At 42.8% G+C, this 13710-nt stretch carries 12 protein-coding genes; 10 read left to right on the forward strand and 2 right to left on the reverse strand.

The annotated features are described in order from the left end of the window. Window positions 1-5 precede the first annotated feature (5 nt). The 3 genes from AC1DSL_RS00290 to AC1DSL_RS00300 all read left to right on the forward strand — a co-directional run bounded on the left by AC1DSL_RS00290 (window position 6) and on the right by AC1DSL_RS00300 (window position 3242). Window positions 6-1046, forward strand: coding sequence for a ribonucleotide-diphosphate reductase subunit beta (locus AC1DSL_RS00290; protein WP_016428391.1), 1041 nt, complete (start codon window positions 6-8; stop codon window positions 1044-1046). A 194-nt stretch (window positions 1047-1240) separates the two neighbouring features. Next, window positions 1241-1654, forward strand: coding sequence for a VOC family protein (locus tag AC1DSL_RS00295; protein ID WP_016428390.1), 414 nt, complete (start codon window positions 1241-1243; stop codon window positions 1652-1654). A 391-nt stretch (window positions 1655-2045) separates the two neighbouring features. After that, window positions 2046-3242: an MFS transporter gene (locus AC1DSL_RS00300; RefSeq protein ID WP_477530796.1), complete on the forward strand. Its 1197-nt coding sequence runs from the start codon at window positions 2046-2048 to the stop codon at window positions 3240-3242. A 168-nt stretch (window positions 3243-3410) separates the two neighbouring features. Here AC1DSL_RS00300 and AC1DSL_RS00305 read toward each other — a convergent pair whose 3' ends face one another. Next, a complete protein-coding gene (locus tag AC1DSL_RS00305) occupies window positions 3411-4205 on the reverse strand; it encodes a TIGR00266 family protein (protein ID WP_477530797.1) in 795 nt (264 codons plus the stop codon). A 176-nt stretch (window positions 4206-4381) separates the two neighbouring features. Between AC1DSL_RS00305 and AC1DSL_RS00310 the strand changes: the two genes are divergently transcribed. From AC1DSL_RS00310 to abc-f, 5 genes are all read left to right on the forward strand, one after another. Beyond that, a complete protein-coding gene (locus AC1DSL_RS00310; RefSeq protein ID WP_477530798.1) occupies window positions 4382-5857 on the forward strand; it encodes an aldehyde dehydrogenase family protein in 1476 nt (491 codons plus the stop codon). A 72-nt stretch (window positions 5858-5929) separates the two neighbouring features. Then, on the forward strand, window positions 5930-7102 hold the full coding sequence (locus AC1DSL_RS00315) for a saccharopine dehydrogenase family protein (RefSeq protein WP_477530799.1): 1173 nt from the start codon (window positions 5930-5932) through the stop codon (window positions 7100-7102). A gap of 15 nt (window positions 7103-7117) precedes the next feature. Further along, window positions 7118-8317 carry an acyl-CoA dehydrogenase family protein gene (locus AC1DSL_RS00320; protein WP_342542234.1) on the forward strand — a complete coding sequence of 400 codons (1200 nt, stop codon included), beginning with the start codon at window positions 7118-7120 and terminating at the stop codon, window positions 8315-8317. 46 nt (window positions 8318-8363) lie between these two features. Beyond that, window positions 8364-8495: an RAxF-45 family protein gene (locus AC1DSL_RS00325; protein WP_016428383.1), complete on the forward strand. Its 132-nt coding sequence runs from the start codon at window positions 8364-8366 to the stop codon at window positions 8493-8495. Window positions 8496-8741: 246 nt separating this feature from the next. Continuing rightward, a complete protein-coding gene (abc-f, locus tag AC1DSL_RS00330) occupies window positions 8742-10610 on the forward strand; it encodes a ribosomal protection-like ABC-F family protein (protein WP_477530800.1) in 1869 nt (622 codons plus the stop codon). Between the two features lie 25 nt (window positions 10611-10635). On the opposite strand, the gene AC1DSL_RS00335 is transcribed toward abc-f, so the two are convergent. Then, entirely contained in the window at window positions 10636-10758 is a 123-nt protein-coding gene (locus AC1DSL_RS00335; RefSeq protein WP_477530801.1) for a hypothetical protein, read from the reverse strand. Window position 10759: 1 nt separating this feature from the next. On the opposite strand from AC1DSL_RS00335, the gene AC1DSL_RS00340 reads away from it, so the two are divergent. Beyond that, window positions 10760-11155: a hypothetical protein gene (locus tag AC1DSL_RS00340; protein ID WP_477530802.1), complete on the forward strand. Its 396-nt coding sequence runs from the start codon at window positions 10760-10762 to the stop codon at window positions 11153-11155. Window positions 11156-11532: 377 nt separating this feature from the next. Then, window positions 11533-13707: a beta-propeller domain-containing protein gene (locus AC1DSL_RS00345; RefSeq protein WP_477530803.1), complete on the forward strand. Its 2175-nt coding sequence runs from the start codon at window positions 11533-11535 to the stop codon at window positions 13705-13707. Window positions 13708-13710 lie beyond the last annotated feature (3 nt).

The raw sequence follows: 13710 nt of genomic DNA on the forward strand, positions 1-13710 counted from the left end.
ATTGAATGACAACGATTGAAAAACGAAAGCTCATGGATAAAGAGGCACCAAACCGTTCTACCGGCATCGTCAATGGGGCTTCATCGAATGTACTGAACTGGGATGATGTACGGTTCAGTTGGGCGTATCCGAAATATAAAAGGATGCTCGGAAACTTCTGGACCCCTTTTGAAATTAATATGGGCTCGGACGTGAAGCAGTTCGGCGGGTTGAATGATGCGGAGCGGGAAGCATTCTTGAAAATCATCGGCTTATTGGCATTGCTCGATAGTATTCAAACTGATTTCGCAGGGAAAGTTGCTGATTATTTAACGGATTCCAGTTTGAATGCGCTTATGATAATTTTGGCACAACAAGAAGTGATTCATAATCATTCTTATTCATATGTGCTGTCGAGCTTGGTGTCGAAACAAGAGCAAGACCGGGTGTTTGATTACTGGCGCACGGAACCGGTCCTGGCAAAGCGAAACGAATTCGTCATGAAAGGGTATGAAGCTTTTTCAGATGAGCCAAATGTTGATTCATTATTGACTGCGATTGTCTATGATGTCATTTTGGAAGGGTTATTTTTCTATTCTGGATTCGCTTTCTTCTATCATCTCGCACGTCATCAAAAAATGGTCGGCACGAGCACAATGATCAACTACATCAATCGAGATGAACAAATTCACGTCGATTTGTTCGTGAAAATTTATCAGGAATTGTTGCGAGAATATCCTCAGTACGATACGCCAGAAAGAGCTCGTAAAGTTGAAAATATTTTCAAAGAAGCGGCTGCACTTGAAATCGAATGGGCACGTGAAGTGATAGGGGATCGAATTGACGGTCTGGACGTCGAGGATGTGGAAGAATACATTTGCTTCTATGCAAATGTCCGCTGTGCTCAACTTGGCTATGAACGACCATTCCCGGCGTATCGCAAAAATCCATTGAAGTGGATCAAAGCCTACGAAGAAGTGGATTTGGGCAAAACCGACTTTTTTGAGCAAAAGTCTCGTCAATATGTAAAAGTCAATGTGCAAGACAATGGGTTTGATGATTTATAGGAAGTTTAGGAAGAACGCTGTTTCATAAGGCGAGTTGAATCTGTAGTGCGATGAGTTTAAGCGATAAATTTGTACAAGTGACCTTTAAATAATCAAAAGAGTAAAAAATAAACATTTTAAGATGTAAAAGGATAATAAAGAAGTCTGGCGAATCCTATAAGAGATACTTAATTTTCATTAAGGAGATGTAGAGAATGAAACCAGTACTTCCATATTTAACGTTTTACGGAAATGCCAAAGACGCAGCTGCATTTTATGAAGTAACATTCAGTTTAGAGAACCAAGGGATGCTAAAATATGGGGATAGTGATTTTCCATCACCGCCTGAAGCGGCAGATTACATTATGCATTGTCACTTAACAAATGGAAACTTCAGCATTATGCTTGCTGACTCCTCAACCCCTGGCGAATCAGGTACGACAAATGTTTCATTGATGATTGAATGTGAAAGCGAAGAAGAAGTGAATCGTCTGTACAATGCATTATTAGTGGGCGGTCAGGCAATCATGGAACTTCAGGACACGTTCTGGGGAGCCAAATACGCTAAAGTGCGCGACCAGTTTGGGTACACATGGGATCTGAATTTCGAAAAAGGACAAGCTGAATAACAAACTGTGAAAGATAGTAGGGGCTGCCGATGTTACTGGCAGCCTTTTTCGTTGGGGGAAAATGGGTGAATGGGAATAAAGCTCGGACAAGTGTTGCACCGGCTCCCAGGAAGAACGCCAATGAAGAAACCTAACAAGGAACCCCTAAGTTCATTCATGCCGAATAAAATACTCTGATTAATTTACCCACACCAAATCCGCTCTTCTGTATCAAAAAAAACCATGACAATATTCTGAATAGAAATTATAATGAATAAAGTTTTAGAAAGGGAGAGATAGCATATGAAAAGAACAACATTGGCTTCAGCATACAAATTGGAGGGCATGTTGGGATAAAATGTGAACTCCGATTTGATTTTAACCCAAATCAAAAAATCGGAGGAAATTAGAATTGAGTATACAAAATTTTTATTACACTTTAACAAGTTCACGGTCGTTTTTCATTCAGATGGTGTTCACATTAAACGCCATTTACTATGTAACTCAAGCGGAATTGAATGCTTTGCAACTCGTATTGATCGGTACGACTATGGAAGTGTCTGTTTTACTGTTTGAAATGCCCACAGGTTTATTCGCGGATCATTTCGGACGGAAAAGGTCGCTTGCTTTCGGAACACTCGTCATCGGGTTAGCACATGTTTTGGAAGGTAGTACGCCTGAGTTTTGGGCGATTGCGGTAGCTTCTGCGATGTGGGGAATCGGCTGGACATTCATCAGCGGGGCGGAACAAGCTTGGATTGCTGATGAACTGAACGCTAAAAGTTTGGAAAAGACGTTCTTACGTGGATCGCAGTTTTCATCCTGGGCTCGCTTTGCGGCGATTCTTGCAAGTGTGACAATCGCAGCGATTTGGTCCGTACAAATTGCAATTATTGTTGCGGGAATCATGCTCATTGTCATAGCGGTATGGGCTATCATCAAGCTACCTGAAACAAAGTTTGTTAGAGTTACTCGTGAAAAAGGTGTCTCAGGTGTCACGCATATGGTGAACACCATCAAAACTGGTGTTTCTCAAATTCGCGGGAACACCGTGTTGGTCAGTATTGCGATGGTAACCTTGTTTTGGGGGCTCGCCAGCGAAGGCTTTGATCGTTTGTACGGCGCTCATTTCATTGTGGACTACCAGTTGTCGGAAAGTGAGACCGTTTATTGGTTCGGTACATTTTATGCGGTCGCGTTTTTACTGAATATCGTGGTCCTTCGTTTCGTCGAGAGACATGTCAAAGGACGTTATGCACATGTATTATTGATTACTAACACCGTGTTGATTGCAACGATGATTGCTTTCGCTTGGACAGGTCATTTCTGGGTGGCGGTAGCCATGTATTGGGTGACAAGTGCACTGAGAAACGTAAACTATCCATTGATGAGCATCGTTACAAATGAACGCATAGAATCAAAAGGGCGTGCCACAACACTTTCCATGTTTGGGCAGCTTGATGCGTTCGGACAGATTGCCGGTGGACCACTCGTCGGCATGCTGGCATTGTACACGTCCATTGCAGGAGGGATTACTTCTTCTGCGTCGTTAATCCTGCCGGTGCTTTATTTCTTATGGCGGATGAAAAGGAAAATGAAAGTTTCATAGATTGATTAAGTGCCTGGTGCGAATACGTATCAGGTTTTTTATTTTACAGCGAAGCGTAAAGAGCAAATCAGAAGATAGATATATGGGGGAATTACTGGTGCAAGGGAATAAATGACGCAACCACAAAAAAACAGTGCACCATTAAAGGCACACTGTCATTAACTTTATTTATTTCCCGCCTAATATATCAAATAGCCCGCCTGCCAAGCTACCTTCACCTTTTGAGCTGCCGCCAGGAATTTGTGGGGCTGCTGCAAAGACTCGGCTTGCCAATCGACTGAATGGCAACGATTGTATCCATACGGTTCCTGGCCCACGCAATGTAGCGAAGAACAATCCTTCTCCACCGAACAACGCCGTTTTTACGCCCGGCACCATTTCAATGTTGTAATCAACTTCCTTGGTCATGGCCACTAAACATCCTGTATCGACACGTAACACTTCGCCTGGTTGTAAGTGTTTCTTATGAATAGTACCTCCAGCATGAACGAATGCGAGTCCGTCACCTTCAAGCTTTTGCATGATAAAGCCTTCACCACCAAAGAAACCAGTCCCAAGTTTACGTTGGAATTCAACGCCGACCGATACGCCTTTAGCCGCTGCCAGGAACGCATCTTTTTGACAAATGATTTTGCCGCCCATTTCACTCAAATCCATTGGAATGATTTTTCCTGGATATGGGGAAGCGAAATACACATGTTTTTTGCCAGATCCGTTATTAGTGAATGTCGTCATGAATAAACTTTCTCCTGTAAGCATACGCTTACCGGCACCCATCAGTTTGCCCATGATTCCTCCTCCTGAAGAAGAGCCATCTCCGAAAATAGTTTCCATAGAGATGCCGTCTTCCATCATCATTAAGCTGCCTGCTTCTGCAACAACCGTTTCTTTTGGATCGAGTTCTACTTCCACAAACTGCATATCGTCACCGTGTAATTTGTAATCAATTTCGTGGTTGTTCATGCGTCACATTCCTCCAGTAATTTAATCTACTCATTCATACGCTTCTCGCAACAAAAAGTTTCATCAAACGTCACTATTTATAAATAATCCGTTTTTTCAAAAAATTGAAAGGTTTAAACGACCATGTGTCGAATAAGTAAAGTGAAAGCGTTCTCAAATCGAAAGGGGTAAGGTACATGCAATTGAACAATTACATCGGTGGAAAGTGGCAGGAAGCTGGAGATGCAAAGTACGTTCCTGTGACTAACCCTGCTAATGGAGAAGAGTTAGCGCAAGTGCGATTATCAACTAAAGAAGATGTGAATTCAGCTGTCTTGGCAGCAAAGGAAGCGCAGAAAAAATGGGCGCTGGTCCCTGCACCGAAGCGGGCAGATTATTTATATGAAATTGGGCGTATTATGAAAGAAAAGAAAGAGCATCTTGCACAAGTGTTGACGAAAGAAATGGGAAAAGTCATTGAAGAAGGTCGCGGAGAAGTACAGGAAGGAATCGATATGGCATTCTACATGGCAGGTGAAGGCCGCCGTTTGTTCGGCGAAACGACGCCATCGGAACTGGCTGATAAGTTTGCGATGAGCGTACGTGCTCCGATCGGTGTGGTTGGGCTCATTACGCCTTGGAACTTCCCGGTTGCGATTGCCACGTGGAAATCATTCCCTGCGATTGTTGCTGGCAATACGTTTTTATGGAAGCCAGCAACGGAAACACCGATGATGGCTTATGAAATGGCGAAAGTGTTTGAAGAAGCAGGACTACCAGCAGGCGTTGCGAACATTGTATTCGGATCAGGGGCAGATGTTGGAACTGCGATGATCGAACATCCGGACGTGAAAGTCATTTCATTTACTGGGTCGACTGAGACAGGTCGTTCGGTTGCTGAACGTGGCGGTCGTCATTTGAAAAAAGTATCACTTGAAATGGGTGGTAAAAATGCCGTCATCGTAATGGACGACGCAGATCTTGGATTGGCGGTTGAAGGGATTTTGTGGAGTGCTTTCGGAACAGCGGGTCAGCGTTGTACAGCATGCAGTCGCGTCATTGTGCATAAAGATGTGAAAGAAGAACTTGAAATGCGGCTTCAGGAAGCGATGAAAGGTTTGGCTATCGGTGACGGTATGGACGAATCCGTAAAAATCGGCCCAGTCATTAACAAAAAAGCACTGGAAAAAATCCATAATTACGTCCAAATCGGAAAAGAAGACGGTGCTACATTGCTAGCGGGTGGAGAGATTCTATCTGATGGCGATTTGGCAAACGGAAACTACTATGCTCCGACTCTATTCACAAACGTTGCGAGAGATAGTCGCATTGCACAGGAAGAAATCTTTGGCCCGGTTGTTTCACTGATTGAGGTTTCGAGTTTAGACGAAGCAATCGAAGTGAATAACAGCGTGTCATTCGGTTTATCCAGTAGTATTTTCTCGCGTGACGTCAACACTGTTTTCAAGGCACAGCGTGATCTGGATACAGGGATTGTGTATGTAAATGCCGGCACTACTGGTGCTGAAATTCATTTGCCCTTCGGCGGGACAAAAGGGACGGGTAACGGACACCGTGACTCCGGCGTGGCAGCACTTGACGTTTATACAGAATGGAAGAGCATTTATGTCGACTTCAGCGGTAAGTTACAACGAGCTCAAATTGATAATTAAGTAGTTTTGAATGAAAGACTGTCAGCATCACATATACATGCAAAGAAAACGTTTTACAAAGGGGATGTAAGAATGAAGGTTGTTGTATTAGGTGCAGGATTAATGGGGAAAGAAGCAGCGCGTGATTTAGTCAAAAGCGAAAACGTCGAAAAAGTGTTTTTAGCAGACGTGCAAGTGGAGCAAGTGCAGGCTTTTAAGGAGAAAATTCAATCTGATAAAATAGAAGCAGTTCGGTTAGATGCCAATGATGATGCGCAATTGAAAGAAGTCATGAGCAAAGGCGACGTTGTCATTAACGCATTATTTTATTCATTCAACGAAAAAGTAGCACGTACAGCAGTTGAAGTGGGCGTTCATTCAGTGGATCTAGGAGGTCACATTGGAGGAGCGACGGATGCGGTGTTAAGTTTGGCTGCTGAAGCACAAGCGAAAGGCATTACTCTCATTCCAGACTTAGGGGTAGCTCCAGGAATGATAAATATTTTATCTGGATATGGTGCAAGCAAGTTAGATGAGGTCAAATCGATCAAACTGTTTGTAGGTGGGATTCCAGTTGAACCGGAAGGTCCATTGAAATACAACATCGTCTTTTCATTGGACGGGGTGATGGACCATTATACGGACACATCACACGTTGTCCGAAATGGTGAATTGATCGAAGTGCCATCCCTTTCCGAAATCGAGCCGATTCATTTTGATGAATTCGGTGAACTGGAAGCTTTCCATACATCAGGTGGAACTTCTACATTGACAAAAACGTTTCCGAACGTGGAAACACTCGAATATAAAACAATACGTTACCCAGGCCACGCAGAAAAATTTAAAGTATTGGTGGATCTAGGCTTAACAAATAAAGCGACAAAAGTTGAAGTGGATGGAAAAACAATTAGTACGCGTGAAGTGCTGAAAGCCGCTTTGACGCCTGGTTTATTACTTGGTGATAAACAAGATGCCGTACTGTTACGTGTAATTGTGTCCGGTGACAAAGATGGGGAACTGGTTAAATATGAATACGAACTCGTGACGAAGAAAGATATGACGGATCAAGTAACTGCAATGGCGCGTGCAACTGCAAACACGATTTCAATTGTTGCACAGATGATCGGCAATGGGGAAATCACAAAACGAGGCGTATACGCACCTGAACAAATTGTGCCTGGCGATACCTACATTAATGAAATGAAAAAACGAGGCGTACAAATTCAAGAATCCATACAACAATCAACTACGGTTGGTAACGGATAACAGGAGGCACTCATCATGAACTTCGATTTTTCGGAAGAACAACAATTACTTCGTAAAACGGTCCGCCAATATGTGGATGCAGAAATTATTCCCCATATGGCTGAATGGGATGCAACGGGTGGATTTGATCAAAAAGTATGGAAAAGATTAGCGGAACTAGGTTTCATGGGTGTTTGTGTCCCTGAAGCATACGGTGGGAGTGGCATGGACTACAATTCACTTGCAATCGTTTGTGAAGAATTAGAACGGGGAGATACAGCGTTTCGAACAGCTGTCTCCGTGCATATCGGATTGAACTCCATGACGTTAATGCAGTGGGGTACCGAGGAACAAAAGCAAAAGTATTTGGTACCGCAAGCGAAAGGTGAAAAAATCGGTGCTTTCGGTCTTACGGAACCGGGCGCTGGTTCGGACGTAGCCGCAATGGCAACAACAGCGACTCGCGACGGGGAAGATTACGTTTTAAAAGGTCAAAAAACTTGGATTTCCCTTTGTGATAAAGCGGACCATTTCATCGTTTTTGCATATACTGATAAATCGAAGAAACACCACGGGATCAGTGCGTTTATTGTGGAACGTACGATGGAAGGCTTCAGTTCGAAAGCGATTAAAGGGAAGTATGGCATTCGTGCAGGAAATACGGGGGAAATTTTCTTTGATGATATTCGAGTCCCGGCTACAAACCGTTTAGGGGAAGAAGGCGAAGGGTTTAAAATTGCCATGTCGGCTTTGGATAACGGAAGATTTACTGTTGCCGCAGGCGCTGCAGGTTTAATCATGGCGTGTATTGAAGCAAGTGTGAAATATTGTAACGAGCGCGAAACGTTCGGCAAGCCAATTGGTAAACACCAATTGGTACAGCAAATGGTTGCGAAAATGGAAGCAGGCCTTCAAATGAGCCGTCTCCTTGTCTACCGTGTTGGTGAACTGAAAAATAAAGGCGTGCGTAATACGCGCGAGACCTCATTAGCGAAATGGCAAGCATGTGATTTTGCGAACCAAGCAGCAGATGACGCTGTGCAAATTCACGGTGCGTATGGCTATTCGGATGAATATCCAGTCGCAAGATACTTGCGCAACTCAAAAGCACCTGTTATTTACGAAGGAACGCGCGAGATCCATACAATTATGCAAGCGGAATATGTACTTGGGTATCGTGAAGATAAAAAATTATCGAACATGCTGCCAAAATGGCCATTTGAAATCGATAAATAAATATGATAGAATATTCTCAACTTGAATGAACGGAGGTGAAGAAAGAATGAAGAACGCTGTGAATGCACGTGGTTTCATATTGGAATTTTTATCCACATCATGTGCGATTACTCATGAAATTTCTAATAACGGGACAGGTCTGTCCAATTTTAGAAAATTACATGCACATCACAGCTGACAAGACATTCTTTCTTCTCCATATGGAAAAGCGCAAAGCGCCACTCTAGCCCAACACCGGCGCTGTTCGGTTGAAAGGCAATTGCCTTTCTGACCCCTTTTAAGGGGCACGCGGGCTGGCGCTTGGAGCCAGACATCGAGAAAAGACTGCTTGCTTTTCAGGCAGTCTTTTTTTGTACGCAAAAATAAATCTACTGCAAATGAAGAATGGATTGCTTCCAGCTGAATTCGAAAGGAAGCGGAAAATATGATATGTACAATACAGGAAATCAGTAAAATGCTAGGTGGAAACATCATTTTTGAGGACTTATCACTGGCAATCAAAACAGGTGATAAATTAGCTGTTGTAGGACGTAATGGTACAGGGAAAACTACATTATTTAAATTGTTAGCTGGTGTAGAAAGTCCTGATTCGGGAAGCATTCATTTCAAAAAAGGAAATCGGATTGGCTACTTGGCCCAGATTCCTTCCTACTCAGAGGAAGTGACGGGGCTCGATGTTCTGACAATGGCCTTTGAAGAACTGCTCAAGATGCAAACGCAAATGACGGACCTTGAAATGAAAATGGCCAGCGCAACGTCTGAAGAAATGGAACGATTGCTTCGTCAATATGGAAATATCCAGGAACAATTCACGTTGCGTGACGGATATTCATATGAATCGGAAATTGATAAGGTCATACAGGGTCTGCAATTAGAAAGTTTTGTTAATCGGTCATTCCCATCGTTGAGTGGGGGGGAACAAACAAAAATCATGCTCGGTCAATTGCTTCTGACGAAACCAGATTTATTGTTACTCGATGAACCGACGAACCATTTGGATTTGTTTGCCGTGGAATGGCTTGAACAGTATTTGGTTGATTATGAAGGTACGGTCGTCATCATTTCGCATGACCGTTACTTCCTGGATCAGGTCGTCACGAAAGTTGCGGATCTCGAAGAAGGCGAATTGATTTTATATCATGGCAATTATTCATCGTTTGCCATCCAAAAAGAAGAACGCATCATGCGGGAGTTCCAGGAATACGAGGAACAGCAGAAAAAAATCAAGAAAATGCGCGAAGCCATCAAGCGCCTGAAACTTTGGGCAAATGAAGCAGTTCCGCCGAATGCTGCTTTGCACCGTCGTGCACGCAATATGGAAAGGGCTTTGGAACGTATGGAGAAAGTACGGAAGCCGCTGATTGATCCGAAAAAAATGACTCTATCATTTGAAGCAGCTCCACGAAGTGGCAAGGAAGTGGTGGTCATGGAACAAGTGTACAAATCTTTCGGAAACAAAGTTTTGCTTGCAGGAGCTGACTTTAATGTTAGGTGGAAAGAACGCGTTGCAATCGTCGGTCGAAACGGAACTGGCAAGTCCACCATTCTGAAATTACTGCGTGGAGAACTCGAAGTCGATGCAGGCACCGCACGTCTTGGCAGTAATGTGCGAGTAGGATTCCTGTCTCAACATTTCGAGATTGCCAACCCGAAAGCGCGCCTCATTGATGTCTTCCGAGCGGAAGTCAATGTATTTGAAGGGGAAGCGCGCCACATTCTCGCGAAGTTTATGTTCTATGGACCCGACGTTTTCAAACGGGTTGGAGATTTAAGCGGAGGAGAACGGATGCGATTGCGTCTTGCGCAACTCATGCACCAGGACATCAATTTATTGATGCTTGATGAACCAACAAACCATTTGGATATCGATTCGCGAGAAGTGCTCGAAGAAGCACTCGAAGATTTCCAAGGGACCATAGTGGCTGTCTCCCACGATCGCTACTTCCTGAATAAACTATTCCCTCGCACCGCTTGGTTGGATCGGGGAACATTCATTACCTTCGAAGGAGCCTATGAATGGGCGCGTTCGAAATGGGCAGAACGTCAGACCTCGCTTGAAAAAGAAGAACCGGTCAAAAAGGAAGAACGAGTCAAAACTATCCGTGAACGGGAGGCACAACCTCGTTCTTTTGAAAAGGAAATTGCCGATGTCGAAGAAGAACTGGCGACTCTCACTGTTCAAATTGAAGCTGAAGCGGATTGGCAAGAATACGAAAATTTATTAGTGATAAAGAAATCACTAGAAGAACGTTTGGAAGAACTAATGGCGGATTGGTTTAAATACGAGGCGTGAATTAAAAGAGAAGGGAAAGAGTGAGTCAGATGAAATATGGATGTGTCTTGTTTTTGCTTACATGTTGTTTCGTACTGAATGGATGTTCTTCAGCTGCCACTAAAGTTGAGCTTACTTCATCAAGCAATGCGAGTGAGGATGCATTCATATTGGAGTTGACTTCAATTGCCAAACAGTACAAAGAACATGAAAAAGAATCAATTACTGCACGGCTGAAATATACTGGGCCGGATAATGAAGTAAGGATTTCGCATGGTGGTTTTTCGCCTATCGAATTCTCGGTAAAGGAATTGAACAAAAATAAAGACATAGGCGGAGTTTCTCAGACTATATTAAGCTCCACAACTTTAAAAAAGGATGAGTGGCTAGAAGTTCCTTTTTCGAAGTCTGGGGAAATAACGAAGGATGAATTCATAAAAGAGTATTTCAACAAAGATGGTTTCCCAAAGGGTAAATACGAAATCACCGCAACCACTGATTTTGAAGTCGAGCAGACCGGAGAAAATGTAAAGTTAAAGACAGTTATTGTAATAGAAGTGAACTAGAGAAACGGAATCGCCTTCAGCGGTTCCGTTTTTGTTTCGCTTACTGGTCAATTAAATTGTTTAGAAAACATGAATTTTAGATAAGTGATGCCGAATACTTGATATCCGATTGCGAAATCCAGATATCCTTCCCGGAAATGGAGATATCCATCCGTGAATCCTCGATATCCCCCTGCGGATTCTCGATAAATCCCCCACCCAGCCCTCATCAGAATAAAAACAATCTTCACCCCCGTCGAGTATCAGCTTGTCCTAATTGCAAGACTTGCGTTATGCGATTTAATAAGAAATTCATTAAATAAATTATTTTCAAACAATTGAAACTAAATAACACTTTATCGGTCTAATGAAATAACTAGCTTAAAAAAAGAGGAGAGATGGTATTGAAAAAAAGAAGTGTTTGGCTCATGGTCGCTGCTGTGATTGCAGGAATAGTCCTATCGTTTGCGTTTTATATTGATAAAGTGACAGTCAGTGCTTCATCGATTGCGTTGTCTGAGCAAGGATGGAAAGCGAATTTTTCGGAGCCGTTAAAAGCTTCAGCCATATCGGATGGAACGATATATTTGGTTGATCAGCAAGGAAAGAAAACGAATGCGAAATTGCAGCTTACACAAAACGGTCATTCAGTTAAAGTGACCGGAATCAAACCGGGTTCGTATATATTGCACATCAAGAAGGAAGCTATTCAAGGCGGATTCTTCAAATCCATGTCGACCAGTAAATTATCGTTTACTGTTCACAAAGATTTGCAAACTGTAAAATCGGAAAAGCAACTGAAAGATTACTTCGCTAAGTTAAAGAAACAAATGAGTCAGATGTATACTGATTCAAGAGCAGATTCAGCTGAAAGCGAAAACTCGATGGATTCAAGCAATAAATCTGCTCTATCAAGCAGTGGAGGAGAAGCTGACCACTCGGAAACGAACAATCAAGTGGAAGGCGTAGATGAATCGGATATGGTGAAGACAGACGGGAAATTTATTTACTCTATATTAAATGGACGTGTAATTGTAACGGATATTCAAAATCCTGCAAACATGAAGAAAATGGCTGAACTGTCAATCGATGCAGAATTCTATCCAACACAGTTATTCTTACATGAAAATACATTGATTGTGCTTGGAGATCGGCATGTACCATATGATTATGAGGAAACCTCAGGAAAAGTCTCCAGTAAAATGATGATGCCTGTTAACAGTTCCACAAATGTACGTTTCTATGATGTGAAAAATGCGAAGAATCCGAAACTGATACGGGAAATCGGTGCGGAAGGATACTTGAACGGGGCTAGAAAGACAGGAGACATGTTGTATTTCGTGACCAATGTGATGCCAAACTTCTGGGCAATGGAAGGGGCAAAAGATGTAGAGTTGCGTCCTTACACATTTGACAGTAAGAAAAAGGATAAAGTATCATCCATGCCGCTTTCTGATTTATCCATCTTGCCGGGAACACTGGAGGGGACGTATAGCGTCATTACGGCTATGAATCTTGAGAATCCAGAGCAATCCCAAGTTGTAACGAAAGGGTATCTGGGCGGAAGCAATGCCATGTATATGTCTAAAGAGGCGTTGTATTTAACTGCCCCTATCTATGTACCTTCAAAGAATGATGATAACAATAATGCCATTGATCGAATTTGGAATCCCCAGGAAACCAATACGGAAATATTCAAGTTCAATTTAGATGGAACTAAAGTTGAATTTGTATCATCTGGAGAAGTGACGGGCATGCTCCTAAATCAGTTTTCGATGGATGAGCATGAAGGTTATTTCCGTGTCGTAACTACGAAAGGCTTTGCGTGGAATACGGATGAGCTTTCTGAGAACAATCTATATATCCTGGATGCCGGTATGAAAAAAGTGGGTTCCATCGAAGGACTTGCGAAAGGGGAGCGCATTTACTCAGCTCGTTTTATGGGAGACAAAGCGTATATGGTGACGTTTAAAGAAACTGATCCGCTGTTTGTGATGGATGTCTCTAATCCATCGGCGCCAAAAGTACTAGGGGAGTTGAAAATTCCAGGTTTCAGTAATTACTTGCACCCATTGGACGAAAACCATCTAATCGGTTTCGGTTACGATACAAAAACGATTCCAGGCGAAAATGGCAGCCAACCTCGAACCATTACTGGGGGCATGAAAATCTCATTATTTGACGTAACAGATTTTGCTAATCCGAAAGAAAAAGACGTAGAAATTTTGGGTGGTCAAGGCACTTACAGCCCATTGCAATACGATCACAAGGCATTATTCCAGCACCGAGGCAAAGGTTTATACGGTTTTCCTGTGACGTTGTATCAGGGTACTAATAAGGATGGATACGGTCAGTATGCAGGCGAAGGTGCAATGATGTATGAAATAACGGCTGAAGAAGGAATCAAGCAAGTGGCCAACATGATTAAATCATCCAAGCAACAAAACGAAGATTGGGAGCAGCTCGTTCAACGGATGGTTTATGCTGGAGATACACTTTATACTATTTCAATGAAAGAAACGAAGAGTTATGATTTAAATACGTTTAAAGAGATTGGTGTAGTCACATATTAATAA

The organism is Paenisporosarcina sp. P4_D4 (assembly GCF_056401835.1).

What these genes read in the sequence shown, in the direction of transcription:
- AC1DSL_RS00290 (WP_016428391.1), top strand. Translation starts at nt 6, where the DNA reads ATGACAACGATTGAAAAACGAAAGCTCATGGATAAAGAGGCACCAAAC.
- AC1DSL_RS00295 (WP_016428390.1), top strand. Translation starts at nt 1,241, where the DNA reads ATGAAACCAGTACTTCCATATTTAACGTTTTACGGAAATGCCAAAGAC.
- AC1DSL_RS00305 (WP_477530797.1), bottom strand. Translation starts at nt 4,205, where the DNA reads ATGAACAACCACGAAATTGATTACAAATTACACGGTGACGATATGCAG.
- AC1DSL_RS00310 (WP_477530798.1), top strand. Translation starts at nt 4,382, where the DNA reads ATGCAATTGAACAATTACATCGGTGGAAAGTGGCAGGAAGCTGGAGAT.
- AC1DSL_RS00315 (WP_477530799.1), top strand. Translation starts at nt 5,930, where the DNA reads ATGAAGGTTGTTGTATTAGGTGCAGGATTAATGGGGAAAGAAGCAGCG.
- AC1DSL_RS00320 (WP_342542234.1), top strand. Translation starts at nt 7,118, where the DNA reads ATGAACTTCGATTTTTCGGAAGAACAACAATTACTTCGTAAAACGGTC.
- AC1DSL_RS00325 (WP_016428383.1), top strand. Translation starts at nt 8,364, where the DNA reads ATGAAGAACGCTGTGAATGCACGTGGTTTCATATTGGAATTTTTATCC.
- abc-f (WP_477530800.1), top strand. Translation starts at nt 8,742, where the DNA reads ATGATATGTACAATACAGGAAATCAGTAAAATGCTAGGTGGAAACATC.
- AC1DSL_RS00335 (WP_477530801.1), bottom strand. Translation starts at nt 10,758, where the DNA reads ATGAATGCATCCTCACTCGCATTGCTTGATGAAGTAAGCTCAACTTTA.
- AC1DSL_RS00345 (WP_477530803.1), top strand. Translation starts at nt 11,533, where the DNA reads ATGGTATTGAAAAAAAGAAGTGTTTGGCTCATGGTCGCTGCTGTGATT.